The following is a 23,477-nucleotide window of genomic DNA, read 5'->3' as shown; positions in this document are numbered from 1 at the left end:
GGCCCGACGCCCCGGCGAGGAGTCGTCGACGTGCAGCGACCGTCAGGCCAGGCGCGGACCCTCCGGGGCGTCGTCGTCGCCCGGGCCGGCCGAGTCCCCGTCGCCACCGCGACCGGCCCCGTCGGCGGTCGCGCCGTCGGCGCCATCCGCTTCGCCCGAAGCCGGGAAGTCGCCGCGCAGCAGCGCCTCGAGCGCCTCGTCGAACTCGGCATCGGTCTCGCCGCCGGCCTCGCCGCCGGCGGCCAGCCGGGCCGCGAGGGGTGCCGGATCGTCGAGGTCGGCCGCCGTCGGCAGCAGGTCGGGATGCGCCCACAGGGCGTCGCGACCGGCGACCCCGACCGCGTCGGTGACGGCGCGCCACATGGCCGCGGCCTCGCGCATCCGGCGCGGGCGCAGCTCCAGGCCGACCAGCGTCGCGAGCGCGGACTCCGCCGGCCCGCCGGTCGCACGCCGGCGCCGGATGGTCTCGGCGACGGCGTCGGACTTCGGCAGTCGGGACGTGGCATCCGCGGTCACGACGTCGACCCAGCCCTCGACGAGCGCGAGCATGGTCTCGAGGCGGCCGAGCGCGGCCTCCTGCTCCGGGCTCTTCGGGCGCAGCAGTGCCCCGTTCGCGACCGCGTCGCGCAGCTCGTCGGTGTTCGACGGGTCGAAGCCCTCGGCGAGCTGCTCGAGACGCTCGACGTCGACGTCGATGCCGCGCGCGAACGCGGTGATCGCCGTGATGAGCTGCAGCCGGAGCCAGCGCGCGTGGCGGAAGAGACGCGCGTGCGCGAGCTCGCGCACGGCGAGGTAGAGCTCGACCTGGTCGGTCGGGATGTCGAGGCCCTCGCCGAATTCGACGACGTTCTCGGGGAGGAGCGCCGCGCGGCCGTCCTCGAGGAGCGGGAGCCCGACGTCGCCGCCGGAGACGACCTCGGTCGCGAGCTGGCCGACGACCTGGCCGAGCTGCATCGCGAACATCGCGCCGCCGATGCCGCGCATCATCCGGCTCGCGCCCTGCACCATCGAGCGGAGCTCCTCGGGCGCCTGCTCGCTCATCACGCGCGTCAGCGAGTCGGCGATGCTCAGCGCGACGGGCTCGGCGAGCTGGGTCCAGATCGGCATGGTCGCCGCGGCCCAGGAGCGGCGGGTGAGCAGCTCGGGCGTGCCGGGCAGGGCCGAGATGTCGACGGCCTCGTCGAGCCAGAGTGCGGCGAGGTCGAACGCGCGGTCGAGGCGTTCGGTCTCGGATGCCTGGACCTGGCGCTGCCCGCTGGAGGCGCGCTGCTCGGCCTGGCGGAGTGCGAGCGACCAGTCGATGCCCTCCTCCTCGGATCGCTGCATCGCCTGCTGCAGCTGGCTGAACAGGGCCGCGAGGCTCGCGGGATCGCTCGGCAGGCCGGCCGCCCCGGCGAGCTTCGACGGGTCGATGCCGCCCGATCCGGACAGCAGTTCGCGCAGCATGTCGCGGAACTCGTCCTCGGGGTCGCGGTCGGGCTCGCGGTCGTGTTCGGCCACTCGGGCCACCTCCCTCGCTTCGCGCTCCACGCTACCGCCGCGCATCTGCGTCCTCGCCGGGAAATGGCCTAGGCTGACCCCTCGGGTGTCCGCCCGTCGCGAACAGCGCCGGGTTCCCCGCGGGCGCTCGGGAAGGACCACGGCGGATGACGCTCTTCGGCGGCCCTGGCGACGACCGGCCGGTGCCCTCGGCAGTGCCCGACGAGGGTGTCGCACCCCGGCGTTCGCGTCGCGAGCGGATCGGGTGGACGGCCATCGGGATCGCCGCCGTCATCGGCCTCGGCATCGCACTCCTTCCCACCCCGTACGTCATCCAGCAGGCCGGGCCGGTCTACGACACGCTCGGCACGACCGAGGTCGACGGCGAGGAGGTCCCCCTCATCGAGGTCGCCGACGCGGAGACCTTCCCGGCCGACGGATCGCTCGACCTGCTCACGGTCTCCGCGATCGGCCGACCCGGGCGCACGCCCGGCTGGCTCGACGTCGCCGCGGCCTGGCTCGACCCGCGTCGCGCGGTGCTGCCGATCGAGGTGATCTACCCGCCCGGCCTCAGCAGCGAGGACCGCGACGCGGTGAACGAGGCGCAGATGGTCGACTCGCAGCAGGATGCCATCGCTGCGGCCCTCGTCGAGCTCGGCTACGACTTCCCGCGCGACGTGGTCGTGCAGAACGTGAACGAGGGGACTCCGGCCGACGGCGTGGTCGAGGTCGGCGACGTCATCCGCTCGGTCGACGGCGCCGAGGTGAACTCGGTCGACGAGCTGCGCAGCACGCTGCGCGAGCACGGAACGGAGACGCCCGCCGAGATCGGCGTCGTCCGCGACGGCGAGGAGCTGACCGTCGAGGCGACGCCGGCGGCCGACGGCGACAACGCCGTGCTCGGGGTCGGCGTCCGCATGCGGTACGAGTTCCCGATCGACGTCGAGATCCAGCTCAACGACGTCGGGGGCCCCAGCGCGGGGCTCATGTTCGCCCTCGGCATCGTCGACACGCTGACGCCCGGGGCGATGACGGGCGGCGAGAACGTCGCCGGGACCGGGACCATCGATTCGGACGGCACGGTCGGCCCGATCGGCGGCATCCGCCAGAAGCTGTGGGGTGCCCTCGACGCCGACGCCCCGTGGTTCCTCGCCCCCGAGGCGAACTGCGACGAGGTCGTCGGCAACGTACCCGACGGGCTGGAGGTGTTCGCGGTCGGCACGCTCGACGAGGCGCGCACCATCGTCGAGACGATCGGCGAGGGCGGCGACACCTCCGGATTCCGGAGCTGCGACGTCGTCGTTCGCTGACCGACGTCTCCGACGCATCCGCCCGGGTCGTCGGTGACGGATGCCGCGTCCGGCGTTCGCCCGGAGCGGAGCCGTGCATCCGCCTCGCCAGCCGTTTCCGAGCCAGCCGACCGTAGGATGGGAATCCGATCCCGTCCCGACCCCGAATGAGGCCGAGAAGTGTCCACAGCACAGTCGCAGGAACCGAGGACGACGCGCCGCCGCGCGCCGATCGCGATCACGATCGGCATCGTCGGGGCCCTCGTCGTCGCGTTCTTCGTGTTCGCCGGAATCTACGCGGACATCCTCTGGTATCGCCAGCTCGGATTCCTCGAGGTGCTGACCACCGAGTGGATCTCGCGGATCGTGCTCTTCTTCATCGGGTTCCTCGCGATGGCCGTGCCGGTGTGGCTGTCGATCCAGATCGCGTATCGCACCCGCCCCGTGTACGCGAAGCTCAATTCGCAACTGGATCGTTACCAGGAGATCTTCGAGCCCCTCCGACGCCTCGCGATGTACGGCATCCCGGCCGTGCTCGGCATCTTCGCCGGCGTCTCGACCGCCAGCCGGTGGGACTCGGTGCTCGCCTGGCTGAACCGCACCCCGTTCGACGCGACCGACCCGCAGTTCCACCTCGACATCGGGTTCTACGTCTTCGAGCTGCCGTTCTACCGCTCGATCGTCGGGTTCGCCTCGGCGGTCGTGCTGCTCTCGGGCCTGCTCGTCATCGCGACGAACTACCTCTACGGCGCCATCCGGGTGAACGGCCGCGAGGTCGTCATCTCGAAGGCCGCGCGCATCCAGATCGCGATCACGGCGGGCCTCTACCTGCTGCTGCAGGCCGTCAGCATCTGGCTCGACCAGTTCGCCACGGTCACCGAGCAGGGCTCGCTCATCACGGGTGCGTCGTACACCGACGTGTTCGCGACCATCCCCGGCCGGCAGATCCTCTCCGTCATCGCCGCGGTCGTCGCCGTCCTGTTCTTCATCACCGCGATCCTCGGCCGGTGGCGGCTGCCGCTGGTCGGCGCCGTGCTGCTCATCGTCTCGAGCCTGCTCATCGGCTCGCTGTACCCGTGGGTGGTCCAGCGGTTCCAGGTCGACCCCAGCGCCCGTGCCCTCGAGGCGCCGTACATCAAGAAGAACATCGATGAGACGCGCGAGGCGTTCGGCGTCGCCGACATCGAGGAGATCCCCTACGAGGCCGAGACGGATGCCGAGCCAGGCGCGCTGCGCTCCGACGCGGCGACGACCGCGAGCATCCGCCTCATGGACCCGGCGGTCATCAGCCCGGCGTTCCGGCAGCTCGAGCAGTTCCGCCAGTACTACCAGTTCCCCGAGACGCTCGACGTCGATCGATACGAGATCGACGGCGAGTCGCAGGACACCGTCGTCGCGATCCGCGACCTCAACCTCGAGGGCCTGAACGACGCGCAGACGTGGTTCAACTCGCACCTCGTGTACACGCACGGCTACGGCCTCGTCGCTGCCGCCGGCAACCAGCGCTCGAGCGACGGGCAGCCGGTGTTCCTCGAGTCGGGCATCCCGTCGAGCGGCACGCTGCCCGAGTTCGAGCCGCGCGTGTACTTCGGCGAGAACTCGCCCGACTACTCGATCGTCGGCGCGCCCGAGGGCGACGATCCCATCGAGCTGGACTACCCGGCGGGCGGCGAAGGCGAGCCGCAGCAGACGACGTTCACCGGCGACGGCGGTCCGGTGCTCGATAACGTGTTCACGAAGCTGGTCTACGCGCTGAAGTTCCAGTCGGAGCAGATCTTCCTCTCCGACCAGGTGACGAACGAGTCGCAGATCCTCTACGACCGGACCCCCATCGAGCGCGTGCAGAAGGTGGCTCCCTACCTGACGCTCGACAGCGACACCTACCCGTCGGTCGTCGACGACCGGCTCGTCTGGATCGTGGACGGCTACACGCTCTCCGACCAGTACCCGTACTCCAACAAGGTCAGCTACAGCGAGGCGATCTCCGACAGCGAGGCCGTGCAGCAGCCGCTCGCGTTCGACGAGGTCAACTACATCCGCAACTCGGTGAAGGCGACGGTCGACGCGTACGACGGCACGGTCACGCTCTACGCGTGGGACACCGAGGACCCGATCCTCGAGACGTGGCAGAAGGTCTTCCCGAACGCGATCGAGCCGCTGAGCGAGATGTCGGGCGAGCTCATGAGCCACGTCCGCTACCCGGCCGACCTGTTCAAGATGCAGCGCGCCGTGCTCGGCCGCTATCACGTGACCGACCCGGTGACGTTCTACTCGCGCGAGGACGCCTGGACGACGCCGCTCGACCCGACGCAGAGCGCGGCGACGGCGTACCTGCAGCCGCCCTACTACCTGACGATGCAGATGCCCGGCCAGGACGCCCCGTCGTACTCGATCTACTCGACGTTCATCCCCGAGGCCCGCGGCAGCGCGAGCCGGAACGTGCTCCGCGGCTACCTCGCGGTGGATTCGGATGCGGGCTCGACCGAGGGCGAACGGGCCGAGGGGTACGGCAAGCTGCGATTGCTCGCGCTGCCGGAGGACGACAACGTGCCCGGTCCCGGTCAGGTGCAGAACACGTTCAACTCCGACCCGACCGTGTCGCAGTCGCTCAACCTGCTGAAGCAGGGCCAGTCCGACGTGATCAACGGCAACCTGCTGACGGTGCCCGTCGGCGGCGGCCTGCTCTACGTGCAGCCGGTCTACGTGCAGTCGACCGGTGAGACGAGCTACCCGCTGCTGCAGAAGGTGCTGGTCGCCTTCGGCGACGAGATCGCGTTCCAGGACACGCTCGACGAGGCGCTGAACGTGCTGTTCGGCGGCGACTCGGGTGCGGCGGCCGGCGACGAGGAGGTCGAACCGACCACGCCCGACGGCGGCGAGACCGAGGGCGGGGGCGAGGGCGACGCGCCGCCGACGACCCAGGACACCGAGTTGCAGTCCCTCTTGAACCGCGCTCGGCAGGCGATCGAGGACAAGCAGCAGGCGCTGGCCGACGGCGATTGGGCGGCGTACGGCGCCGCCGACGCCGAGCTCGCCGAGATCATCTCGGAGCTCGTGGTCCTCGCGGACGACGGCGCGAGCTCGACGGAGACCCCGTCGACCGAGGCGCCGTCGACCGACGAGCCCTCGAACGGCTGATGTCCGTCGACCTCGGTTCGGGCGAGTGGCTCGACGAGAACCGCGCGAACTGGGACGAGCGGGTGGCCCTGCACGTCGCGTCGCCGTTCTACGACCGGACGCGCCTGCGGGCGGGGGGCAGCGTGCTCGACCCGATCGCGCAGGCGGGGATCGACCGCCTGCACCCCGACGGTCTCGACGGCGTGCGCGTGCTGCACCTGCAGTGCCACTTCGGCTCCGACACGCTCTCGCTCGTGAACCTCGGCGCCACCGCGATCGGCCTCGACTTCTCGCGGCCCGCCGTCGAGGAGGCCCGGCGGATGGCGGGTGAGCTCGGCGTCGCCGACCGCGCGCGGTTCGTCGAGGCGAACGTCTACGACGCGAGGCACCGCCTGCCCGAGCCCGAGTCGTTCGACCTGGTCTTCACGACGTGGGGCACGATCGGCTGGCTTCCGGATGTCGCGGAGTGGGCGCGCATCATCGCCTGGTTCCTGAAGCCCGGGGGTCGGCTGTTCTTCGCCGACGGCCACCCGGCGGCGTACGTCTTCGAGGGCGACGCCGGGCCCCACGGCCTGCCGGCGTTCGCGTACCCGTACGTCAGCACCGGACCCGACATCATCGACGACCCGAGCGACTACGCCGACCCCGAGGCGCGCCTCGTGAACGCGCGAACGTGGGAGTGGATGCATCCGCTCGCCGAGGTCGTGGGCGCGCTGCGCGCGGCCGGGCTCACGGTCGACCACTTCGACGAGCACTACGAGCTGCCGTGGCGGATGTTCCCCATCACGGTGCCGAAGGGCGACGGCATGTTCGGCTGGCCCGACCGGCAGTGGCTGCCGCTCGGCTACGAACTCGTCGCCTCGCGGCCGCCCGCGCCGGCGGTCGAGTAGGCGCGCAGCGCTCCCGGTGGTCGAGTAGGCGCGCAGCGCCGTATCGAGACCCGACCCGCCCGGGATGCGGCCCCGATTCGACCGCCCTCGGAACCCGTGCTAGTGTTATCTCTTGTGCCGCGGGGTGGAGCAGTTCGGTAGCTCGCTGGGCTCATAACCCAGAGGTCGTAGGTTCAAATCCTGCCCCCGCAACGCTGCGTTCATCAGAACGACGGAAGGCTCCGGTCCACTCGGACCGGGGCTTTTCGCATATCCGCGGCGCATTCGGAGCATCCACCTTCTGATCTTCGGGAGGACCGACCCCGCATCATGGGAGGGACCTCGGACCGCCTCGACGGAACTCTCGCCCCGGTCGACGTCGTCCTCGGGACCCGCTGAGCGCGTCGGCCCTTCAGTCGCGCTCGCCGCTCGCGTCGCGCGCGAAACGGTCGACGTGCTCCTGCAACATGACGATGCGGGTCTGCCGTGCCGCCTCGCGGTCGAAGCCGACGTAGGCGCTCGGCGCGAGCCTGCGCACGTTCCTCGAGCACTGGAAGTCCTCGCAGATGAGCGTGCCGAGCGTGTCGCCGCGCCGCCCGGCGGCGCCCGCGCGCTTCGTCGTGTAGAGCACGACGTCGTTCGGCAGTCGGACGTCGGCGCACCAGGAGCACTGCGCGCGGGAGCGCGGCCGGGCGTCGGCGCGCTGGAGGCGGAGCCCCACGGGGTCGTCGTCGATCCAGGTGACGACGTAGCCGACGTTCGGCGTCTTGAGGTCGCGCCAGCCGAGGTAGTCGAGCGCATCCCAGTCGAGTGTCGCGAAGTCGGCGGGCAGGCGCACTGCGGCGCGTTCCCGCTTGGAGGCGTTCACGAACGAGCTCCTGATCAGAGGTTCGAGGAGTGGGCGCATGGAGGTTCCTTCGGTGGTGTTCTGCGGCCGGAGCACATCGGACGACAGGGTGGCCGGCATGAGTGCCGTCAGGCGTCGCGGTCGCGCTCGTTCCAGCGCGACAGCATGAGATCGAGCGAGTCGAGCAGCACGGGCCACGACTGCTCGGCGGGCGGCTCGCTGTGGTCGAAGTCGCCGCGGCGTTCGAGGTTCAGGAATCCGTTCAGCGCCCCGCCGATCAGGCGGATCATGTGCACTCGATCGGTCTCGGCGATGCCGTAGCCGTGCAGCACGGCCTCGGCGTGGCGCACGATGCGCGCGGCGGAAGGGTCGCGAACCACCGTCTCGCTCGCTCGGCCCTGCAGCGACTCCCAGAGGCCCGGATGCCGCCGTGCGAACGCGCGGTGCGCGTCGCCGAAGCCGATGAGGGCGTCGCGGCCCGAGCGGCCCGCGATCGCCTCGCCGACCTGCTCGCCCAGGTCGTGCAGCGCGAGAACGGTGATGCCGTCGCGCAGGGCGGCGAGATCGCGCACGTGGCCGTACAGGCTCGGGGTTCGCACGCCGAAGGATCGTGCCACCGCCGACAGGGTGGCCGAGGACATTCCCCCCGCATCGGCGAGTTCGGCGGCGCGGCGGACGACTCGCTCGCGGGTCAACGTCTGCCGGGTCATCCGCCCAGCCTAACACCTTTAGCTCAAAGCCTAATCTGCATAGGATGCGTCGGGGGCCAACGGAGAAGGCCCCGGTCCACCGGACCGAGGCCTTCCCGTCGTTCCGCGGGAACTACTTCTTCTTCGAGTTGCCCGCGTTCGTCACCGTGAGCTCGTACCCCGCGTCGAGCGTGTCGAGGTCACCGGTCGGCAGGTTCGACACGAGGGTGGCGAAGTCGCGGTTCTTGCCCTTCGCGCACGAGGTGTCGAGGCCCGCCATCGTGATGTCGTCGCCCTCGAGCCGGTACACGTGGTTGCCCGCCCCGTCGACGATCTCGTAGTCGGATTCCTCGCCGGGCGTGAGGTCGCAGCTCGCGATGACCTGGAGCGTCCAGTTGTTGTCCTGGAGCCCGGTCGTCTCGATCCACTCGCCCTCGGCCGACGACAGCGACACGGCCTCGCCGTCGACCATCACGTCGTCCACGAACCATCCGGTGTCGAGGTAGGCGGCGTCGGTCGAGTAGCGGAACCGCACGTCGGTCGTGCCGTCGGGCAGCTCGGCCGACAGGTGCACGTAGACGGGCTCGTCCACGAAGTACTCGCCGCCCGACGTGCCCGTGAGGCCGTTGCCCTCCTCGTTGTTGCCGTGCGGGTCCTCGTCGGTCGTGACGACCGCGCCCGAGTCATCCGTCAGGGGCACCGTGACCCACTCGCCGCCGACGAGCGCCTCGACGAAGCCGTAGTCCCAGCCCTCCTCGATGAAGCTCCAGCTCCAGAAGTCGAGGGTCGAGGCCGCGCCATCCGTCACGTCGACGTCGAGGACGTTGTCGGCCTGGCTCTCGTAGCCGCCGTACCAGTGCGTGTCGCCCGTGTGCGGCGCGATCTGCGTGGTGTCCTCACCGTCGAGCGAGACGTCGACCGTCGGGCCCGGGTTGCGGAACCGCTCGATCTGGATGCCGTACGGCAGCGCCGTGTCGGCCTGGCCGTTCTTCCGCCGGTCCCACTTGGCCGCCGGCTGCGCACCCTGGTTCGAGCCGCGGCCGTCCCAGAACTGGTCGTCGGCGATGTCGATGGTCCAGCTCGTCGACGCCGGGTCGCCGAAGTCGACGGCCTTGATGTCGAAGCGCTCCGAGTCCTCGTCGTCGAGGTACACGGCCACGGCCCAGTCCTCGTAGAGCTCCTTCGCCGTGCGCAGGTCGCTGCCGGTCTCGGCGTTGAACTGGTCGATGGCCGCCTGCACGCCGGCCATGCCGTCGCCCTGGTTCTCGAAGATCAGCTTGATCAGCAGGTCGCCGCCCGCGCCGTCGTACTCGAGGTCGGGCTCGTAGGTGCCGTCGCCGTTGCCGCCGGCCTGCTCCCACAGGTACTGGAAGTAGGTGTACGCGGCACCGTAGTTCTCGAGGCCGCCGGCCCAGCGCGTGAGCGACGTCTCGGCGTAGAACACCTGGTGGTAGGTCAGGTGCGAGCCGCCGACGTCGTAGCCGTTGAGGAACACCGCGAAGTCGGCGAGGCCCTCGTCGACCCAGCTGAGCTCGCCGGGGTCGCTGTAGTTGTGCAGCAGGTGCTCGAGCTCGTGCGCGATCACGCCCTCGTACAGGGTCGCCTGATCGTTGGCGGGGTCGTCGTCGCGCCACTCCGAGTCATCCGGACCGACCCGGTTCGCCCAGTCGTATGCGTCGATGACGATCGCGTTCATGCCGGACGAGTCGATGAAGTCGGGTGCGAAGTACCCGGCCGTGTAGCTCGTGACGTCGCAGTCGTAGTACTGCTCGTCCTGCACGTTGTAGACGACCATGACGAGCGAGTCGCTCGCCGGCTCGGAGGGGTCGGCCGCGTCCATGGGGCCGAAGTGCTCCTCATCGACGGCGACGATCTGGTTCGCGAGCTGGTCTCCCATGTAGTCGATCTGGGCCTGCGTGAGCGTGTAGTCCTCGACGCTCGAGTCGACGCACGGCTCGAACTCGTCGCCGGGGTTGTGGTCGAACGCCGGGTCGAGGCTCTCGACGCCCTCGGGCGCGGTCCCGTCGAGCGGCGTGCCCTCCGGCACGTAGATGTACACGGGGGTGCCGTCGGGCGTCACGCCGGCGTACACGCGCGTGAAGTCCTGATCGTAGGTTCCACCGGCGGCGCTGTCGTTGATCGGCAGCGTGATCGTCGGTTCGCCGGGCAGGTTCTCGTGGTCGTCGGCTGAGGCCGGCGCTGCGGTCGCCGCGAGGAAGCTCGCGGCGAGGGCTCCGACGGCGAACGCGCCGATGGAGCGACGTGGTGCTCTGCGCACTGGGTATCCCATCTGTCATGGCCCCGGTGCCGGTGAGCCGGCTTGGTCCGTCGGCGTAGGGACCCGATCGTGCGGCGGCCGGTTCCGGTCGCGCGCGTGAACCTCACCAGTCCAGCAGGTGCGTCGGCGCGATGGTAGATCTTGCCTTCGGGCCGTCGATGGGCTTCACTACGCCCCCTAGGCTGGCTGCATGCAGACGGATGCCGCGCCGCTCGCCGTCGCAGTGGCGCAGTTCGCGCCCGGCGACGACCCCGGTGCCAACCTCGCCGAGATCGAACGGCTCGCGGGCGTCGCGGCGGCTCGCGGCGCGCGCCTCGTCGTGTTCCCCGAGTACTCGAGCTTCTTCACGCCCGAGCCGGGGCGGGCGTGGGTGGATGCCGCGCAGCCGGTCGACGGCGCATTCACGACCGCGCTGCGCGCGACCGCCGATCGTCTCGACGTGCACCTCGTCGCCGGGATGATCGAGCGGCTGCCCGACGAGCGCGATCGCGTCGCGAACACCGTGGTCGCGGTCGCGCCGGGGCAGGGCGTGGTCGCCCGGTACCGCAAGCTCCACCTGTACGACGCGTTCGGGCAGCGCGAGAGCGAGTGGGTCGCGCCGGGCGAGATCGGCGACCCGGAGACCTTCGTCGTCGGCGACTTCCGCTTCGGACTGCAGACCTGCTACGACGTGCGCTTCCCCGAGGTCTCGCGGCGCATCGTCGACGCGGGCGCCGACGTGGTCTGCATGCCGGCCGAGTGGGTGCGCGGGCCGCTCAAGGAGGCCCACTGGCGCACCCTCACGACCGCGCGCGCCATCGAGAACACCGCCTACGTGCTCGCCGCCGACCACGCGCCGCCCGTCGGCGCCGGCAACAGCATGGTCGTCGACCCCATGGGCGTCGAGGTCGCGACGATCGGCGAGCAGACGGATGTCGCGGTGGCGTGGCTCTCGGCGGAGCGCATCGCCGCGGTGCGCACGCGCAATCCCGCGCTCGCGCTGCGCCGGTTCTCGGTCGTCGTGCGCGAGGTCTGAGCGGCGGTCGCGCCCTTCCCCCGGAGCCGATCGCCGCGCCGCGCTGAACCCGTCGGGTCGCGCCGCGCGCCGAGCCGTCGAGACCTCGGGATCAGCCCATCGCGGCGAGCCGCTCGACCGCCGCCTCGAGCACGTCGCGGCGCTTGCAGAACGCGAATCGCACGAGGCTGTTCACGTCGCCCCGCCGATCAGGGTGCACGAAGGCGGTCACCGGCACGCCAACGACCCCGGCGCGGTGGGGGAGCTCGCGGCAGAACTCATCGCCGTCGTGCGCGCCGAGCGGAGCGGCATCCGCCACGACGAAGTAGCCCGATGCCGGCACCGAGGCGGTGAAGCCCGCGCCCGTGAGCCCGGCCACGAGCAGGTCGCGGCGTGCCGCGAGCTCGGCCGCGGCATCCGTGAAGAACCGGTCGGGCAGGTCGAGCCCGGTCGCGATGGCGGGCTGGAAGGGGGCGCCGTTGACGAAGGTCAGGTACTGCTTGACGGCGAGCACCGCGGTCACGAGCTCGGCCGGGCCCGTGACCCAGCCGATCTTCCAGCCGGTCGTGTTGAACGTCTTGCCGCCCGACGAGATCGAGACCGTGCGGTCCCACGCTCCCGGGCGGGTCGCGATCGGCACGTGCCGCCCCTCGAACACGAGGTGCTCGTAGACCTCGTCGGTGACGATGAGCGCGTCGTGCCGGTGCGCGAGCTCGACGACGAGGTCGAGCGTCGGCTCGTCGATGAGGGCGCCGGTCGGATTGTGCGGCGAGTTGACCAGGATCACCCGCGTGCGATCGGTCACGGCCGCGCGGAGCTCGTCGTGGTCGGGCCGCCAGTCGGGGAAGCGCAGGGGCACGGTGCGATGGATGCCGCCGGCTCGGGCGATCACGGCGCCGTACGCGTCGTACGACGGCTCGAACGTCACGACCTCCTCGCCGTCGTCGACGAAGGCGAGCAGCGTCGCGGCGAGCGCCTCGGTGGCACCGGCGGTGACGAGCACCTCGCGGGCGGGATCGACCGTCAGGCCGTACCAGCGGTGCTGGTGCCGCGCGATCGACTCGCGGAGGACGGGCATGCCCGGCCCGGGCGGGTACTGGTTCACGCCCGTGGCGATCGCCTCGCGGGCGGCGTCGAGCACCTCGCGCGGACCGTCCTCGTCGGGGAAGCCCTGGCCGAGGTTGATCGCCCCGGTCGAGACGGCGAGCGCGCTCATCTCGGCGAACACGGTGGGCGCGACGCCGCCGTCAGCGGCGAGGAGACCCGCACCGGCGGCGGTCCGCTGCCACGGTGCGAGCGGTCGTGAGGGCATGGCATCCACGCTCACACCGTATGCCACGGTCCGGCGGCTACGCTGTGTCCGGCGCCCGGACGGTTCACGGTGGCGACATAGCCCCGACATAGGAACCCCCGATTCGCCGCACAGCTTGGAGCGGGATGCTGGCATCCGCTGGAAGGAGCGAAGATGACCGAGACCAACACCGGCGGGATCGACGAGACCCCCGAGAACCGGCCCGCGCCGTCGGCCGACGGGGCCGATGCCGCTGAGGCCCCCGCCCAGGTCGAGACCCCGCGCGCCGAGGCGGCCTCCGCCCCGGCCGAGCCGGGCGTTCCCGCGCCGGCCGCTGCGGCCGAGCCGGGAGCTCCCGCCCCGGTCGCTCCGGCCCCGACCGCTCCCGCCGCGCCGGCCCCGCGACCCACCGGCACCGTCTACACGCCGGGCCAGGCCCCGCAGCCGTACGTCGCGGGCCAGTACCGCCACGAGTCGGCCGCCGCGCCCACCGCCGGCCAGACCCAGCCGACCACCCCCCTCACCGGGCCGGCCGTCGCCGCGGCCGCGACGCAGGGCTCCCCGCACGCCGGCGGCTCGGGCACGGTCCCGCCCGCGTTCGGCGGTGCGCCGACCGCAGCGCAGGAGCCCGCTCCCGCCAAGCAGCGGCGCGTCGGGCTCGGCGTGGCCGCGGCGATCGTCGCCGCCGCCCTCATCGGCGGTGCGTCGGGTGCGGGCATCACCGCGCTCGTGTCGAACGACGGCGACACCGCGATCGAGCAGACCTCGAACGGGACACAGCGGATCGTCGTCGAGGACGACGGCTCCGTGAACCAGGTCGCGGCGGTCGCCGCGGCGGCGGGCCCGAGCGTCGTGACGATCGAGGTGTCCGGCGGCCAGTCCGGCGGCACGGGCTCCGGCATCATCCTGTCGGAGGACGGCTACGTCCTCACCAACACGCACGTCGTGACGCTCGACGGCGCCACCGGCGACCCGACGATCCAGGTCAAGGCCGAGGACGGCACGCTCTACTCGGCCGAGCTGATCGGCACCGATCCGCTGAGCGACCTCGCCGTGATCAAGCTGGCGGATGCCTCCGGCCTCACGCCGATCGAGTTCGCCGACTCGGGCGAGCTCAACGTCGGCGACACGGCGATCGCGATCGGCGCACCGCTCGGTCTCTCCGGCACCGTCACGAACGGCATCGTCAGCGCGCTGAACCGCAGCATCGACGTGGAGTCGTCGGCGGCGCCCGAGACGACGCCCGACGGCGGCGAGGACCAGGGCGAATCGGGCGACAGCCCGTTCGACTTCTGGAACTTCGACGGCCAGGAGGGCGGCTCGGGCTCCTCGAGCGGCGGCGGCCTGATCTCGATCCCGGTGATCCAGACGGATGCCGCGATCAACCCCGGCAACTCGGGCGGTGCGCTGCTCGACGGCGAGGGCAAGCTCATCGGCGTGAACGTCGCGATCCTCTCGGCCGGCGGCAATTCGACCGAGGCCGGCAACATCGGCGTCGGCTTCGCGGTGCCCTCGAACCTCGCCGAGCGCATCGCGAGCGAGATCATCGAGAACGGCTCGGCGACGCACGGCCTCCTGGGCGCGACGGTCACCTCGGCGCAGGCGAGCGGCGAGAGCTCCACGGTCGGCGCGCTCATCTCGGAGGTGAGCTCCGGCGGTGCCGCCGAGGCGGCCGGGCTGCAGTCCGGCGACGTCGTGACGGCGCTGAACGGCATCCCGATCACCGACCAGACCGACCTGACCGCGCAGGTGCGCGCCCTCGCGGGCGGCGCGGAGGCCGAACTGACCTACACGCGCGACGGCGAGTCGAACACCGTGACGGTGACGCTCGGCACCTACGAGGGCTGACGCGCCGCATCGCACCCTCACCGCGACGGGGGCCGGACCGATGGTCCGGCCCCCGTCGTCGTGCCCCGGACATCCGCGCCGCGCCGCGGATCGCGGCGATCCCTGCTGCTAGGCTCGATCGACCCTGTGCCCGAGTGAGGACCATGCCCGACCAGCACCATCCGGCGGATCTGTCGCCGCCGATCGGCGTCTCGTATGTCATGCCCGTGTTGAACGATGCGTCGCACGTGCGCGCGGCGGTCGGGTCGATCCTCGCGCAGGAGTACGACGGTCCCGTCGAGGTGCTCATCGCGCTCGGCCCCTCGATCGACGGCACGAACGAGCTCGTCGAGGACCTCGCGTCCCGCGACGCGCGCGTGCGCGTGCTCGAGAACGAGGCGGGCTCCACGCCGGCCGGCCTGAACCTCGGCATCCGCGCCGCGGTGCATCCGGTCGTGGTGCGGGTCGACTCGCACTCGATGCTGCCGGTCGACTACACGCGCCTCGCGGTCGAGACGCTCGTGCGGACCGGCGCCGACAACGTCGGCGGCATCATGGACGCACGCGGCGAGACCCCGTTCGAGCGCGCGGTCGCGCTCGCGTACACGACCCCCGTCGGCCTCGGCGGTTCGGCGTTCCACGTCGGCGGCCACGAGGGACCCGCCGAGACCGTGTACCTCGGCGTGTTCCGCAAGAGCGCGCTCGAGCGCGTGGGCCTCTTCGACGAGACGATCAAGCGCGGCCAGGACTGGGAGCTGAACCGGCGTCTCCGGCAGACTGGCGGCACGGTCTGGTTCACGCCGGAGCTCGCCGTCACCTACCGGCCGCGGTCCAGCATGGAGCGGCTGGCGCGGCAGATGCTCTCCACCGGGCTCTGGCGCGGCGAGCTCGCGCGACGGTTCCCGGCGGCCAACGGCATCCGCTACTTCGTGCCGCCGGCGATGGTCGTGGGCGTGGTGGTCGGCCTCGTGCTCGGCGTGATCGGCATCGTCCAGGCCGCCACGGGCCAGGCCCCGTGGCTGCTGCTCGGCTTCGCCGTCCCGCTCGTGTACCTGCTGTTCGTCGTGGCCGCGACGATCGCGTACGCGCGGGGTCGCGGCGCGGCGACCGCAGCCTGGTTCCTGCTCGTGCTGCCCTGCATCCACGTCGCGTGGGGGACCGGATTCGTGCTCGGCTACCTCTCGCTCACGAGCAACATCGCGAAGCACACGGGAAGGTGAGCATGTCGGAGCCCATGCCGGAGCGGCGGATCCCATCGAGCCTCGCCGAGCAGCGCGCGGTGACGCAGCCGCCCGAGGTCCGCGGCCGCCGGAACGCGGAGCACTGGACCGCCTCGCTCTACCTGCGGAACCTGTCGCCGTACCTCACCTGGCTGCTGCTGCACACGCGGATCTCCGCGAACGGGGTGACGGGCCTCATGATCCTCGTGGGCTGGTCGACGGCGGCGGCGCTGCTCATTCCCGGCATCTGGGGCGCCCTGCTCGCCGTCGTCCTCGGCCAGCTGCAGATGCTCGTCGACTGCTGCGACGGCGAGGTCGCCCGCTGGCGCCGCACGTCGAGCCCCGCTGGCGTGTTCCTCGACAAGGTCGGCCACTACTCGACCGAGGCGCTCATTCCGCTCGCGCTCGGCATCCGGGCCGCCGCCTACCCGCTCGAATTCCCGGCCGACTTCCTGTGGACCACGATCGCGGCCCTGCTCGCGCTCGTCATCGTGCTCAACAAGGCGCTGAACGACATGGTGCACGTCGCCCGCGCGAACGCCGGGCTGCCGAAGCTCGCCGACACGCACGGCGAGACGGCACCGCGCGCCGGGCTCGTCGCGAAGCTCCGCAAGGCGGCGCGGTTCGTGCCGTTCCACCGCCTCTACCACTCGGTCGAGCTGACCCTCATCGCGTTCGCCGCGGCCGTCGTGGGGCTGTTCGCCGGCCAGCCCCTGGTCGACCGCATCGTGGTCGCAGCGCTCCTGCCGCTCGCCGCGCTCGCCCTCGTCGGCCACTTCGTCGCGATCATGGCCTCCCGTCGTGTCCGTTCCTGACGCCCGCGACGCCGTCCCGGCCACCAGGCCCCGGGTCGGGGTCGTGGTGCTCACCATGGGGCGGCGCCCGGTCGAGCTCGCCCGCGGCATCCGGAGCGTCCTCGACCAGCAGGGCGTCGACGTCGACGTCGTGTGCGTCGGGAACGGCTGGGACCCGGCGACCGCCGACCCGCCCCTGCCGAGCGAGGTGCGCACGCTCCACCTGCCCGAGAACCTCGGCATCCCCGCGGGTCGCAACCGCGGCGTTCCCGAGGTCGCCGGAGACGTCCTGTTCTTCCTCGACGACGACGCCTACCTGCCGAGCCCGACCTTCCTGGCCGACGGATGCCGCCTGCTCGCGTCACGGCCCGACCTCGGGCTCGTCCAACCGCGCGTCGTCGACCCGACGGGACTCGAATCGCCGCGACGCTGGATCCCGCGCATCCGCAAGGGCGACCCCGCGCACTCGAGCGACGTGTTCTCGTGCTGGGAGGGCGCGGTGCTCATGCCGAGACGCGCGTTCGAGACATCCGGCGGTTGGGCCGACCCGTTCTTCTACGCCCACGAGGGCATCGAGCTGGCCTGGCGGGTGTGGGACGCCGGGTACCGCGCCTGGTATGCGGGCGACCTCGAGGCCGCGCACCCCGTGATCGATCCGGCACGGCACGAGTACTACTACCGGCTCAACGCGCGGAACCGCATCTGGCTCGCCCGCCGCAACCTGCCGGTGATCCTCGTGCCCTGCTACGTCGGCTCGTGGACCGCGATCCAACTGCTCCGGTGGTTCCGCCGGCCCGACGCGCTCCGCGCGTGGTTCGCGGGCTGGCGTGCCGGATGGCGCGAGGACGCGGGGGAGCGTCGGCCCATGCGCTGGCGCACGGTGTGGCGGATGACGCTCGCGGGGCGCCCGCCGGTCGTCTGACCCGGACGTGCCGGCGCACGCCGACGGCTACCCTTGGACGGTGGGTTTGAGGAGAGACGCGCGCCGCGCCGTGAAGCTCGTGCAGAACGTCGTCCGGTCGCGCCGGGCGCAGGCGCGACTGGTCGAGAAGCTCGCGCAGCAGGGGCCGTTCGAGCCGCACCGGTTCCGCGTGGCCGTCTACTTCGCCGACGGCAAGGTCAACCTCTACCAGCTGCGGCAGTGGTACCGGCCGCTCGCCCGGCTCGCGGAGCGGCATCCGGTGCTCGTCCTCAGCCGCGCCTCCGGCGCCGCGCTCGCACTGCTCGACGAGTCCCCGCTGCCGGTCGCCTACGTGCGCCGCGTGGCCGACCTCGAGCGCGTCATCCACGAGCAGGACCTGCACGTGGTCTTCTACGTCAACCAGAACGCCAAGAACTTCCAGATGATGCGATACGGGCGCCGTTGGCACGTGTTCATCAACCACGGCGAGTCCGACAAGATGTACATGACCACGAACCAGTTCAAGGCCTACGACTACGCGCTGATCGCGGGGGATGCCGCGCGGGCCCGCCTCGAGAAGGTGCTCTGGGACTACGACTTCGACAAGCGCGCCATCCCGATCGGGCGTCCGCAGGCCGACCACTACCTCGACGGCCGCGCCCTGCCGTACCCCGAGGACGACCGCGAGGTCGTGCTCTACGCGCCGACGTGGGAGGGCGACCGCGGGGCCGCGGCCTACGGTTCGATCGCGACGCACGGCGTCGCGCTCGTCCGTGAGCTCATCGCGTCCGGGCGTCACCGCGTGATCTACCGTCCTCACCCGCGCTCGGGCGTGGTCGACCACGACTACGGCAGCGCCAACCAGGAGATCAAGCGGATGCTCGGCCAGGCGAACGCCGCCGACCCGACCGCGCACCACGTCGTCGACGAGGGCAACGACCTCGGGTGGCAACTCGCCGCCGCCGATGTCGCGATCGTCGACATCTCGGCGATGGTGTACGACCGCCTGGCGGCGGGCAAGCCGCTCCTCGTGACCCGCCCGGCCAACCCGGATGCGCAGGTCGACACGGGCGGGTACCTGGCGGCGTGCGAGTGGCTCGACCCGTCCGACGGCCCGGCCATGCTCGCACGCGTCGACGAGGTCGCCCACGACGAACAGGCGCTCGAACGCCTCGGCTACTGGGTCGAGCGGTACTTCGGCGACACGACGCCGGGCGTGACCACGCGGCGCTTCCACGACGCGGTCGACCATCTCATGGAGGAGTGGGAGCGCTTCGCGGCGCTGCACGCGACCGATCCGGAGGTCGACGACCACGACGCCGAGGGCGAGGCCGCCGAGCAGTCCGACGAGCTCGAGGTCGACTGACCCGACACCGACCGGTGCGATCGCCCGGCGCGGTGCGTAGGCTCGGGCCATGGCGCAGCTGATCACCGAGACCGACCTCGACGACCTGGAGCTCCGTGTCGTGGAGAACGGCGGGCACGTCGCGCGCGCCGACCTGCTCGAGCGATGGGCCACGGATGCCGCGGCGTTCGAGCTGGACGCCGGGGTCCGCCGTGCCCACCTGCTCCATGTCGCCGCCGAGCACCTCGAGATGGCCGGAGAGCTCGACCGGGCGCTCGCGATGGTGCGGCGCGCCGGGGAGGCATCCGACGCCGAACCCGACGAGACGACCGGCACGCTCGTCTCGATCCTGCTCGCGCTCGGCCGGCGCGATGCGGCCGTCGAGGCGGCCGATGCACTGCGCGGCTCCGGGAACGGGGAGTGGTGGCGGCACCTCGACGTCGCCGAGGCGTTCGAGCTCGCCGACGAACTCGCCCTCGCCGAACGGTGGTTCGTGATCACGCTGCGGGTGATCGAGCGAGACCCCGACCACGACGTCGCGGATCGGCTGATCCCGTTGAGCGGGCGCTTCCGGGTGCGGCGCGACGCGGGCAAGCCCGAGGACGTGCTCGACGCCGAGACCAGCCAGTTGCGCGAGCTGCTCGGGTACGAGCCGATCGACTAGGCGGCTCGCACCGCGCTCAGCGCGTCGCGAACGACATCCCGAGGCTCGACAGCACGCCGAACACCACCCCCCACAGGATGATCGAGTCGACGATGAGCGTGCAGCAGATCGCCGAGCGGCTGCACCTCGCGCCCGGGACGGTGCGCAACTACTTGTCGTCGGCGATGACGAAGCTCGACGCGGCGTCCCGACACGAGGCGGCGGAGAAGGCCTGGATGCAGGGGTGGATCTGAGTTCGCCGGCGTCGACGATCAGCACTCCTCGATGCGCACCGACCGACCCGAAGTCGGCCCACATTCCGCCGCGAGTCCCACCCGTCAGGTGCGAGGCATACCGTCGACGGCGGCGGCGTCGCCCGCGGCACCCGACTGCTCGTCCTTCGACCGCGCCGCCGTGAGCCTGCCGAACGGCCGACGTGCGACACGACCCGCGGTCGACGCCGCCCGGGCGAGGCGTCGACCGGCCGACGTGATCGCCGTCTCGTCGCCGCGCGGTTCGATTTCGACCGGGAGCGCGAACGGCGCCGGGCCGAACGCGAGGCGCGACTGCTGCAGCACCCGGCGGCCGAGTACGTGATTGCCGATGCCGCCGATGGCGGCCCCGATCCCGAACGGGATGGCGCGCCCGATGATGCCTGCGCCGCCGCGCACGGCGAACTGCTTGACGAAGACGTGCCTGAGGCGATCGACGACGGAGCCCATGACCGCGCGGGGGAGCGTGCTCGTGATGATCTCGCCGAAGTAGGCGTTCCGCGGCACGCCCGTGCCGGTCGCCTGCGCGGCGAACTGCCGCACCAGGTCGGCGCCCTCGCGACCCATCATGAGCGTCATCACGAGGGCGCGGGCGCGATCGGGGTTCTCCACGTGCAGGCCGTGCACCTCGGCGACCGACTGCGCGAAGAGCGCCGTCGCCTCGAGGAAGCCCGCCGTCTCCACGCCCGACAGCGCGAGCGTGATGCCGGTGGAGATGCCCGGCACCACCGCCGTCGCGCCGACGGCGGCACCGCCCGTGGTGACCGCGGTGAGGTAGCGGCGCTCGAGCACCCGCACGAGCTCGTCAGGCGTCGCCGTCGGGTGATTGCGGCGGATGGCACGCAGGTGCGCGAGCACGACGGGGCGCTGGATCGACAGCAGCCGGTCGAGGCCGCGCTCGAGGCCGACGGCACGGTCGGCGGGGTCGGACGGCGTCGCGCCGCCTCCCGCACCCCGGCCGGCCGATGCGTCGGGACCGGTCGGCGCGCCCTCCTCGGGCGCACCGCGGCCCATCGTCGTGATCCGGTGCACGCGTTCGGACATGGCGTCGATCCTAGGCGGCGCGGATGGGAACGTCTCCGGGACCCGCCTCGCGGGGCAGGGGCTTGACGATGCGTCAGCGGGTGCCGTAGTCGGCGTTGTACCGGTCGAGGACCTCGTCGATCGAGGCGTCGAGCACGAGCGCGCCCTTGTCGAGGTAGAGGCCGCGCGTGCAGAACCGGCGAAGGTCGCGCTCGTTGTGGGAGACGAAGAACAGCGTGCGCCCACCCGCGAGGAGCTCCTCGATGCGCCGGTAGCACTTCTCGCGGAACCCCTTGTCGCCGACGGCGAGCACCTCGTCGACGAGCAGGATCGGCTCCTCGAGCTGCGAGATCACCGCGAAGGCGATGCGCACCTTCATGCCGCTCGAGAGGTGCTTGTACGGGGTGTCGAGGAAGTCGCCGATCTCGGCGAAGTCGATGATCTCGTCGAACTTCGCGTCGATCTGGGCTCGGTTCATGCCGTGCAGGCCGGCCGTGAGGTAGACGTTGTCGCGCACGGTGAGGTCGTCGACGAACCCGCCCGTGATCTCGATGAGCGGCGCCACGCCGCCCGTGATGCGGACGCCGCCCTCGTCGGGGATGAGGACGCCGGCCACGAGCTTCAGCAGCGTCGACTTGCCCTGCCCGTTGCGGCCGACGACGCCGATCGCCTCGCCCGGGCGGACGTCGACGTCCACGTCGCGCAAGGCCCAGAACTCGCCGGGACGGGTGCGCCGCGAGCGGCCGGCGAAGAGGTCCTTGAAGGAGCGCCGGGCGCGGCGGTTGCGCCGGAACCGGACACCGAGCCCGTGAACGCGGATCGCGAACTCGTCGGTGGACGGCGACGGAGCAGACGGGGCCACGGCCATCAGATCTCCTTCAGCACCTGGCGCTCGGACGACCGGAAGACCCAGAGCCCGATGGCGAGCAGCGCGAGCGACATCGCCGCGGACACGCCGACGTCGAACCAGTTGAGCTGGTCGGGGAAGAAACCCGCGCGGTAGAGGCTGAACACGCCGCTCAGGGGATTGAACGCCGCCCAGAACTGGAAGCCCTCCGGCAGGTCGCTCGTGCCGTAGATGATCGGTGACGCGTAGAACAGGAACCGGAGGACGAGCTTGACCGCACGCTCCAGGTCGCGGAAGAACACGACGAGCGGCGCGACGATGAGGCTCACCGCGGCGGTGAGCACGCCCTGCAGGACGATGCCGAGCGGGAACAGCACGAGCTCCCACGAGACGGTCGCGCCGAACACGATCGCGAAGAATGCGAGCACGGGCAGCGCGAGCAGGAACTCGATGCCCTTCGACAGGACGATCCGGTTCACCCAGATCGTGCGCGGGATCATCGTCGACCGGACGAGCTTCGCGTCCTTCAGGAACGCGCGGGTGGAGTCGCCGACCGCGCCGTTGAACCACATCCACGGCAGCAGGGCCGCGAGCAGGAAGACGATGTAGGGCTGCTGGCCGACCGAGCGGTCGAACACCTGCGTGAAGACGAACCAGTAGATGCCCGCCATCACCAGCGGATCGAGCACCGACCAGACGTAGCCGAGCGCAGAGGTCGAGTAGCGGACCTTGAGGTCGCGCGTCGTGAGCAGCCACAGCGAATGCCGGTAGCCGTCCCATGGCGTCCGCGTGAACGGATGCGAGTCGGCGTAGCTCATCACGCTCTCATCGTAGATGGACGGTGGCGGGCCTCCGTACCGGCCGGATCGGCGCCGGCGCTGCGATCTCCCGGAGATGCGAGAAGCGGATGCCGCGACCGGCATCCGCTTCCCACGCTGTGTGGCGCGCAGGTCACACGAAGTGGTTCGCGCGCTCCAGGTCCTCGGCGAAGTCGATCTCGACCGCGTACAGGTCGGAGACGTCCATGGGCTCGACGAGCAGGCCGTTCTTCTCGATCGCGAGCTCGAGGCCGCGCTCGAAGTAGTCCTGGTCGCCGACGCGCTGGAGGTGCGCGAGGAAGGTGGCCTTGTCGCGGCTCGAGATGTAGTTGATGCCGACCGCCTCGCCGAGGCCGCCCTTGACGGTCTTCGAGAGCTCCTTGATGTAGCCCTCGGCGGTGGTCGTGTACTTCACCTCTTCGTCGGACACCTTCGCGGTGTTGACGGTGACGAACGACTGGTCGCGCGCGATGAACGCGAGCGCGCGGTCGAGGATCGCCGGGTCGAAGACCACGTCGCCGTTCATCCAGAGCACGCCGCCCGCCTGCGACGCCTGCAGGGCGCGCATGAGCGACTTCGAGGTGTTCGTCTGGTCGTACTCCTCGTTGTAGACGAAGGACGCCTGCGGGAACGCCTCGATGATGTGCTCGAGCTTGTAGCCGACCACGATCGTCACGGCGGCGTTGCGGCCGAACGCGTGCTCGATGTTGTCGAACTGCTGGCGCATGATCGTGCGGCCGTCGCTGAGCTCGGTGAGCGGCTTGGGGAGGGAACGCCCGAGCCGGCTCCCCATGCCGGCTGCGAGGATCACGATCTGCGTGGTCACTGCATCTCCTTCGTCGATCGGATGCCGGCGCCTCGATTCGGTTCGAGTTCACCGGGGGTTCATCCGCAAGTTCTCTTCTGGACACGCCGTTATGCCGACTCACAGGAT

Annotated in this window: 20 protein-coding genes and 1 tRNA gene; 12 read left to right on the top strand and 9 right to left on the bottom strand. The window is 71.3% G+C overall.

The genetic code is table 11. The features are described 5' to 3' along the window. Positions 1 to 42: 42 nt before the first annotated feature. Positions 43 to 1,446, bottom strand: coding sequence for a zinc-dependent metalloprotease (locus tag ACQ393_RS04680; protein WP_430645813.1), 1,404 nt, complete (start codon positions 1,444 to 1,446; stop codon positions 43 to 45). Positions 1,447 to 1,646: 200 nt separating this feature from the next. Between ACQ393_RS04680 and ACQ393_RS04675 the strand changes: the two genes are divergently transcribed. The 4 genes from ACQ393_RS04675 to ACQ393_RS04660 all read left to right on the top strand — a co-directional run bounded on the left by ACQ393_RS04675 (position 1,647) and on the right by ACQ393_RS04660 (position 6,967). Beyond that, positions 1,647 to 2,789 (top strand): YlbL family protein, encoded by a 1,143-nt coding sequence (locus ACQ393_RS04675; RefSeq protein ID WP_430645648.1) that lies wholly within the window; start codon positions 1,647 to 1,649, stop codon positions 2,787 to 2,789. A 159-nt stretch (positions 2,790 to 2,948) separates the two neighbouring features. Then, complete coding sequence (locus tag ACQ393_RS04670) at positions 2,949 to 5,906, top strand: UPF0182 family protein (protein WP_430645647.1); 2,958 nt, start codon at positions 2,949 to 2,951, stop codon at positions 5,904 to 5,906. After that, positions 5,906 to 6,775, top strand: coding sequence for a class I SAM-dependent methyltransferase (locus ACQ393_RS04665; RefSeq protein WP_430645646.1), 870 nt, complete (start codon positions 5,906 to 5,908; stop codon positions 6,773 to 6,775). The genes ACQ393_RS04670 and ACQ393_RS04665 overlap by 1 nt, the downstream gene beginning before the upstream one ends. A 118-nt stretch (positions 6,776 to 6,893) precedes the next feature. Further along, positions 6,894 to 6,967, top strand: a tRNA-Met gene (locus tag ACQ393_RS04660). Positions 6,968 to 7,166: 199 nt separating this feature from the next. On the opposite strand, the gene ACQ393_RS04655 is transcribed toward ACQ393_RS04660, so the two are convergent. From ACQ393_RS04655 to ACQ393_RS04645, 3 genes are all read right to left on the bottom strand, one after another. Next, entirely contained in the window at positions 7,167 to 7,661 is a 495-nt protein-coding gene (locus ACQ393_RS04655) for an FBP domain-containing protein (protein WP_430645645.1), read from the bottom strand. Positions 7,662 to 7,729: 68 nt separating this feature from the next. Beyond that, complete coding sequence (locus ACQ393_RS04650) at positions 7,730 to 8,311, bottom strand: TetR/AcrR family transcriptional regulator (protein ID WP_430645644.1); 582 nt, start codon at positions 8,309 to 8,311, stop codon at positions 7,730 to 7,732. A gap of 112 nt (positions 8,312 to 8,423) precedes the next feature. Then, on the bottom strand, positions 8,424 to 10,568 hold the full coding sequence (locus ACQ393_RS04645) for a hypothetical protein (RefSeq protein ID WP_430645643.1): 2,145 nt from the start codon (positions 10,566 to 10,568) through the stop codon (positions 8,424 to 8,426). Between the two features lie 190 nt (positions 10,569 to 10,758). Between ACQ393_RS04645 and ACQ393_RS04640 the strand changes: the two genes are divergently transcribed. Further along, positions 10,759 to 11,583, top strand: a complete 825-nt coding sequence (locus tag ACQ393_RS04640; protein WP_430645642.1) for a carbon-nitrogen hydrolase family protein — start codon at positions 10,759 to 10,761, stop codon at positions 11,581 to 11,583. Between the two features lie 91 nt (positions 11,584 to 11,674). On the opposite strand, the gene ACQ393_RS04635 is transcribed toward ACQ393_RS04640, so the two are convergent. Then, entirely contained in the window at positions 11,675 to 12,874 is a 1,200-nt protein-coding gene (locus ACQ393_RS04635) for an aminotransferase class I/II-fold pyridoxal phosphate-dependent enzyme (protein WP_430645812.1), read from the bottom strand. 153 nt (positions 12,875 to 13,027) lie between these two features. On the opposite strand from ACQ393_RS04635, the gene ACQ393_RS04630 reads away from it, so the two are divergent. From ACQ393_RS04630 to ACQ393_RS04600, 7 genes are all read left to right on the top strand, one after another. Beyond that, a complete protein-coding gene (locus ACQ393_RS04630) occupies positions 13,028 to 14,701 on the top strand; it encodes a trypsin-like peptidase domain-containing protein (protein WP_430645641.1) in 1,674 nt (557 codons plus the stop codon). Between the two features lie 143 nt (positions 14,702 to 14,844). After that, positions 14,845 to 15,900: a glycosyltransferase family 2 protein gene (locus ACQ393_RS04625; RefSeq protein WP_430645811.1), complete on the top strand. Its 1,056-nt coding sequence runs from the start codon at positions 14,845 to 14,847 to the stop codon at positions 15,898 to 15,900. Positions 15,901 to 15,902: 2 nt separating this feature from the next. Further along, on the top strand, positions 15,903 to 16,715 hold the full coding sequence (locus tag ACQ393_RS04620; RefSeq protein ID WP_430645640.1) for a CDP-alcohol phosphatidyltransferase family protein: 813 nt from the start codon (positions 15,903 to 15,905) through the stop codon (positions 16,713 to 16,715). Between the two features lie 55 nt (positions 16,716 to 16,770). Beyond that, the gene (locus ACQ393_RS04615; RefSeq protein ID WP_430645810.1) at positions 16,771 to 17,616 is read left to right on the top strand and encodes a glycosyltransferase family 2 protein; all 846 of its coding nucleotides are present in this window, start codon (positions 16,771 to 16,773) and stop codon (positions 17,614 to 17,616) included. Between the two features lie 40 nt (positions 17,617 to 17,656). Beyond that, a complete protein-coding gene (locus tag ACQ393_RS04610; protein WP_430645639.1) occupies positions 17,657 to 18,961 on the top strand; it encodes a CDP-glycerol glycerophosphotransferase family protein in 1,305 nt (434 codons plus the stop codon). A 49-nt stretch (positions 18,962 to 19,010) separates the two neighbouring features. Next, complete coding sequence (locus tag ACQ393_RS04605; RefSeq protein ID WP_430645638.1) at positions 19,011 to 19,604, top strand: hypothetical protein; 594 nt, start codon at positions 19,011 to 19,013, stop codon at positions 19,602 to 19,604. Positions 19,605 to 19,681: 77 nt separating this feature from the next. Beyond that, positions 19,682 to 19,837: a response regulator transcription factor gene (locus ACQ393_RS04600; RefSeq protein ID WP_430645637.1), complete on the top strand. Its 156-nt coding sequence runs from the start codon at positions 19,682 to 19,684 to the stop codon at positions 19,835 to 19,837. A gap of 84 nt (positions 19,838 to 19,921) precedes the next feature. On the opposite strand, the gene ACQ393_RS04595 is transcribed toward ACQ393_RS04600, so the two are convergent. The 4 genes from ACQ393_RS04595 to ACQ393_RS04580 form a co-directional block, all read right to left on the bottom strand. Beyond that, positions 19,922 to 20,899 (bottom strand): hypothetical protein, encoded by a 978-nt coding sequence (locus ACQ393_RS04595; RefSeq protein WP_430645636.1) that lies wholly within the window; start codon positions 20,897 to 20,899, stop codon positions 19,922 to 19,924. 73 nt (positions 20,900 to 20,972) lie between these two features. Beyond that, positions 20,973 to 21,746, bottom strand: coding sequence for an ABC transporter ATP-binding protein (locus ACQ393_RS04590; RefSeq protein WP_430645635.1), 774 nt, complete (start codon positions 21,744 to 21,746; stop codon positions 20,973 to 20,975). Next, positions 21,746 to 22,543, bottom strand: coding sequence for an ABC transporter permease (locus ACQ393_RS04585; RefSeq protein ID WP_430645809.1), 798 nt, complete (start codon positions 22,541 to 22,543; stop codon positions 21,746 to 21,748). Before ACQ393_RS04585 ends, ACQ393_RS04590 begins: the two co-directional genes overlap by 1 nt. 133 nt (positions 22,544 to 22,676) lie before the next feature. Next, positions 22,677 to 23,369 carry an NTP transferase domain-containing protein gene (locus tag ACQ393_RS04580; RefSeq protein WP_430645634.1) on the bottom strand — a complete coding sequence of 231 codons (693 nt, stop codon included), beginning with the start codon at positions 23,367 to 23,369 and terminating at the stop codon, positions 22,677 to 22,679. Positions 23,370 to 23,477 lie beyond the last annotated feature (108 nt).

Origin of the sequence: Agromyces sp. GXS1127 (assembly GCF_050565425.1) — a bacterium.
GTDB lineage: Bacteria > Actinomycetota > Actinomycetes > Actinomycetales > Microbacteriaceae > Agromyces.
Note: the sequence above shows the minus strand (reverse complement) of the source record. Positions and strands in the feature narration are given on the sequence as shown.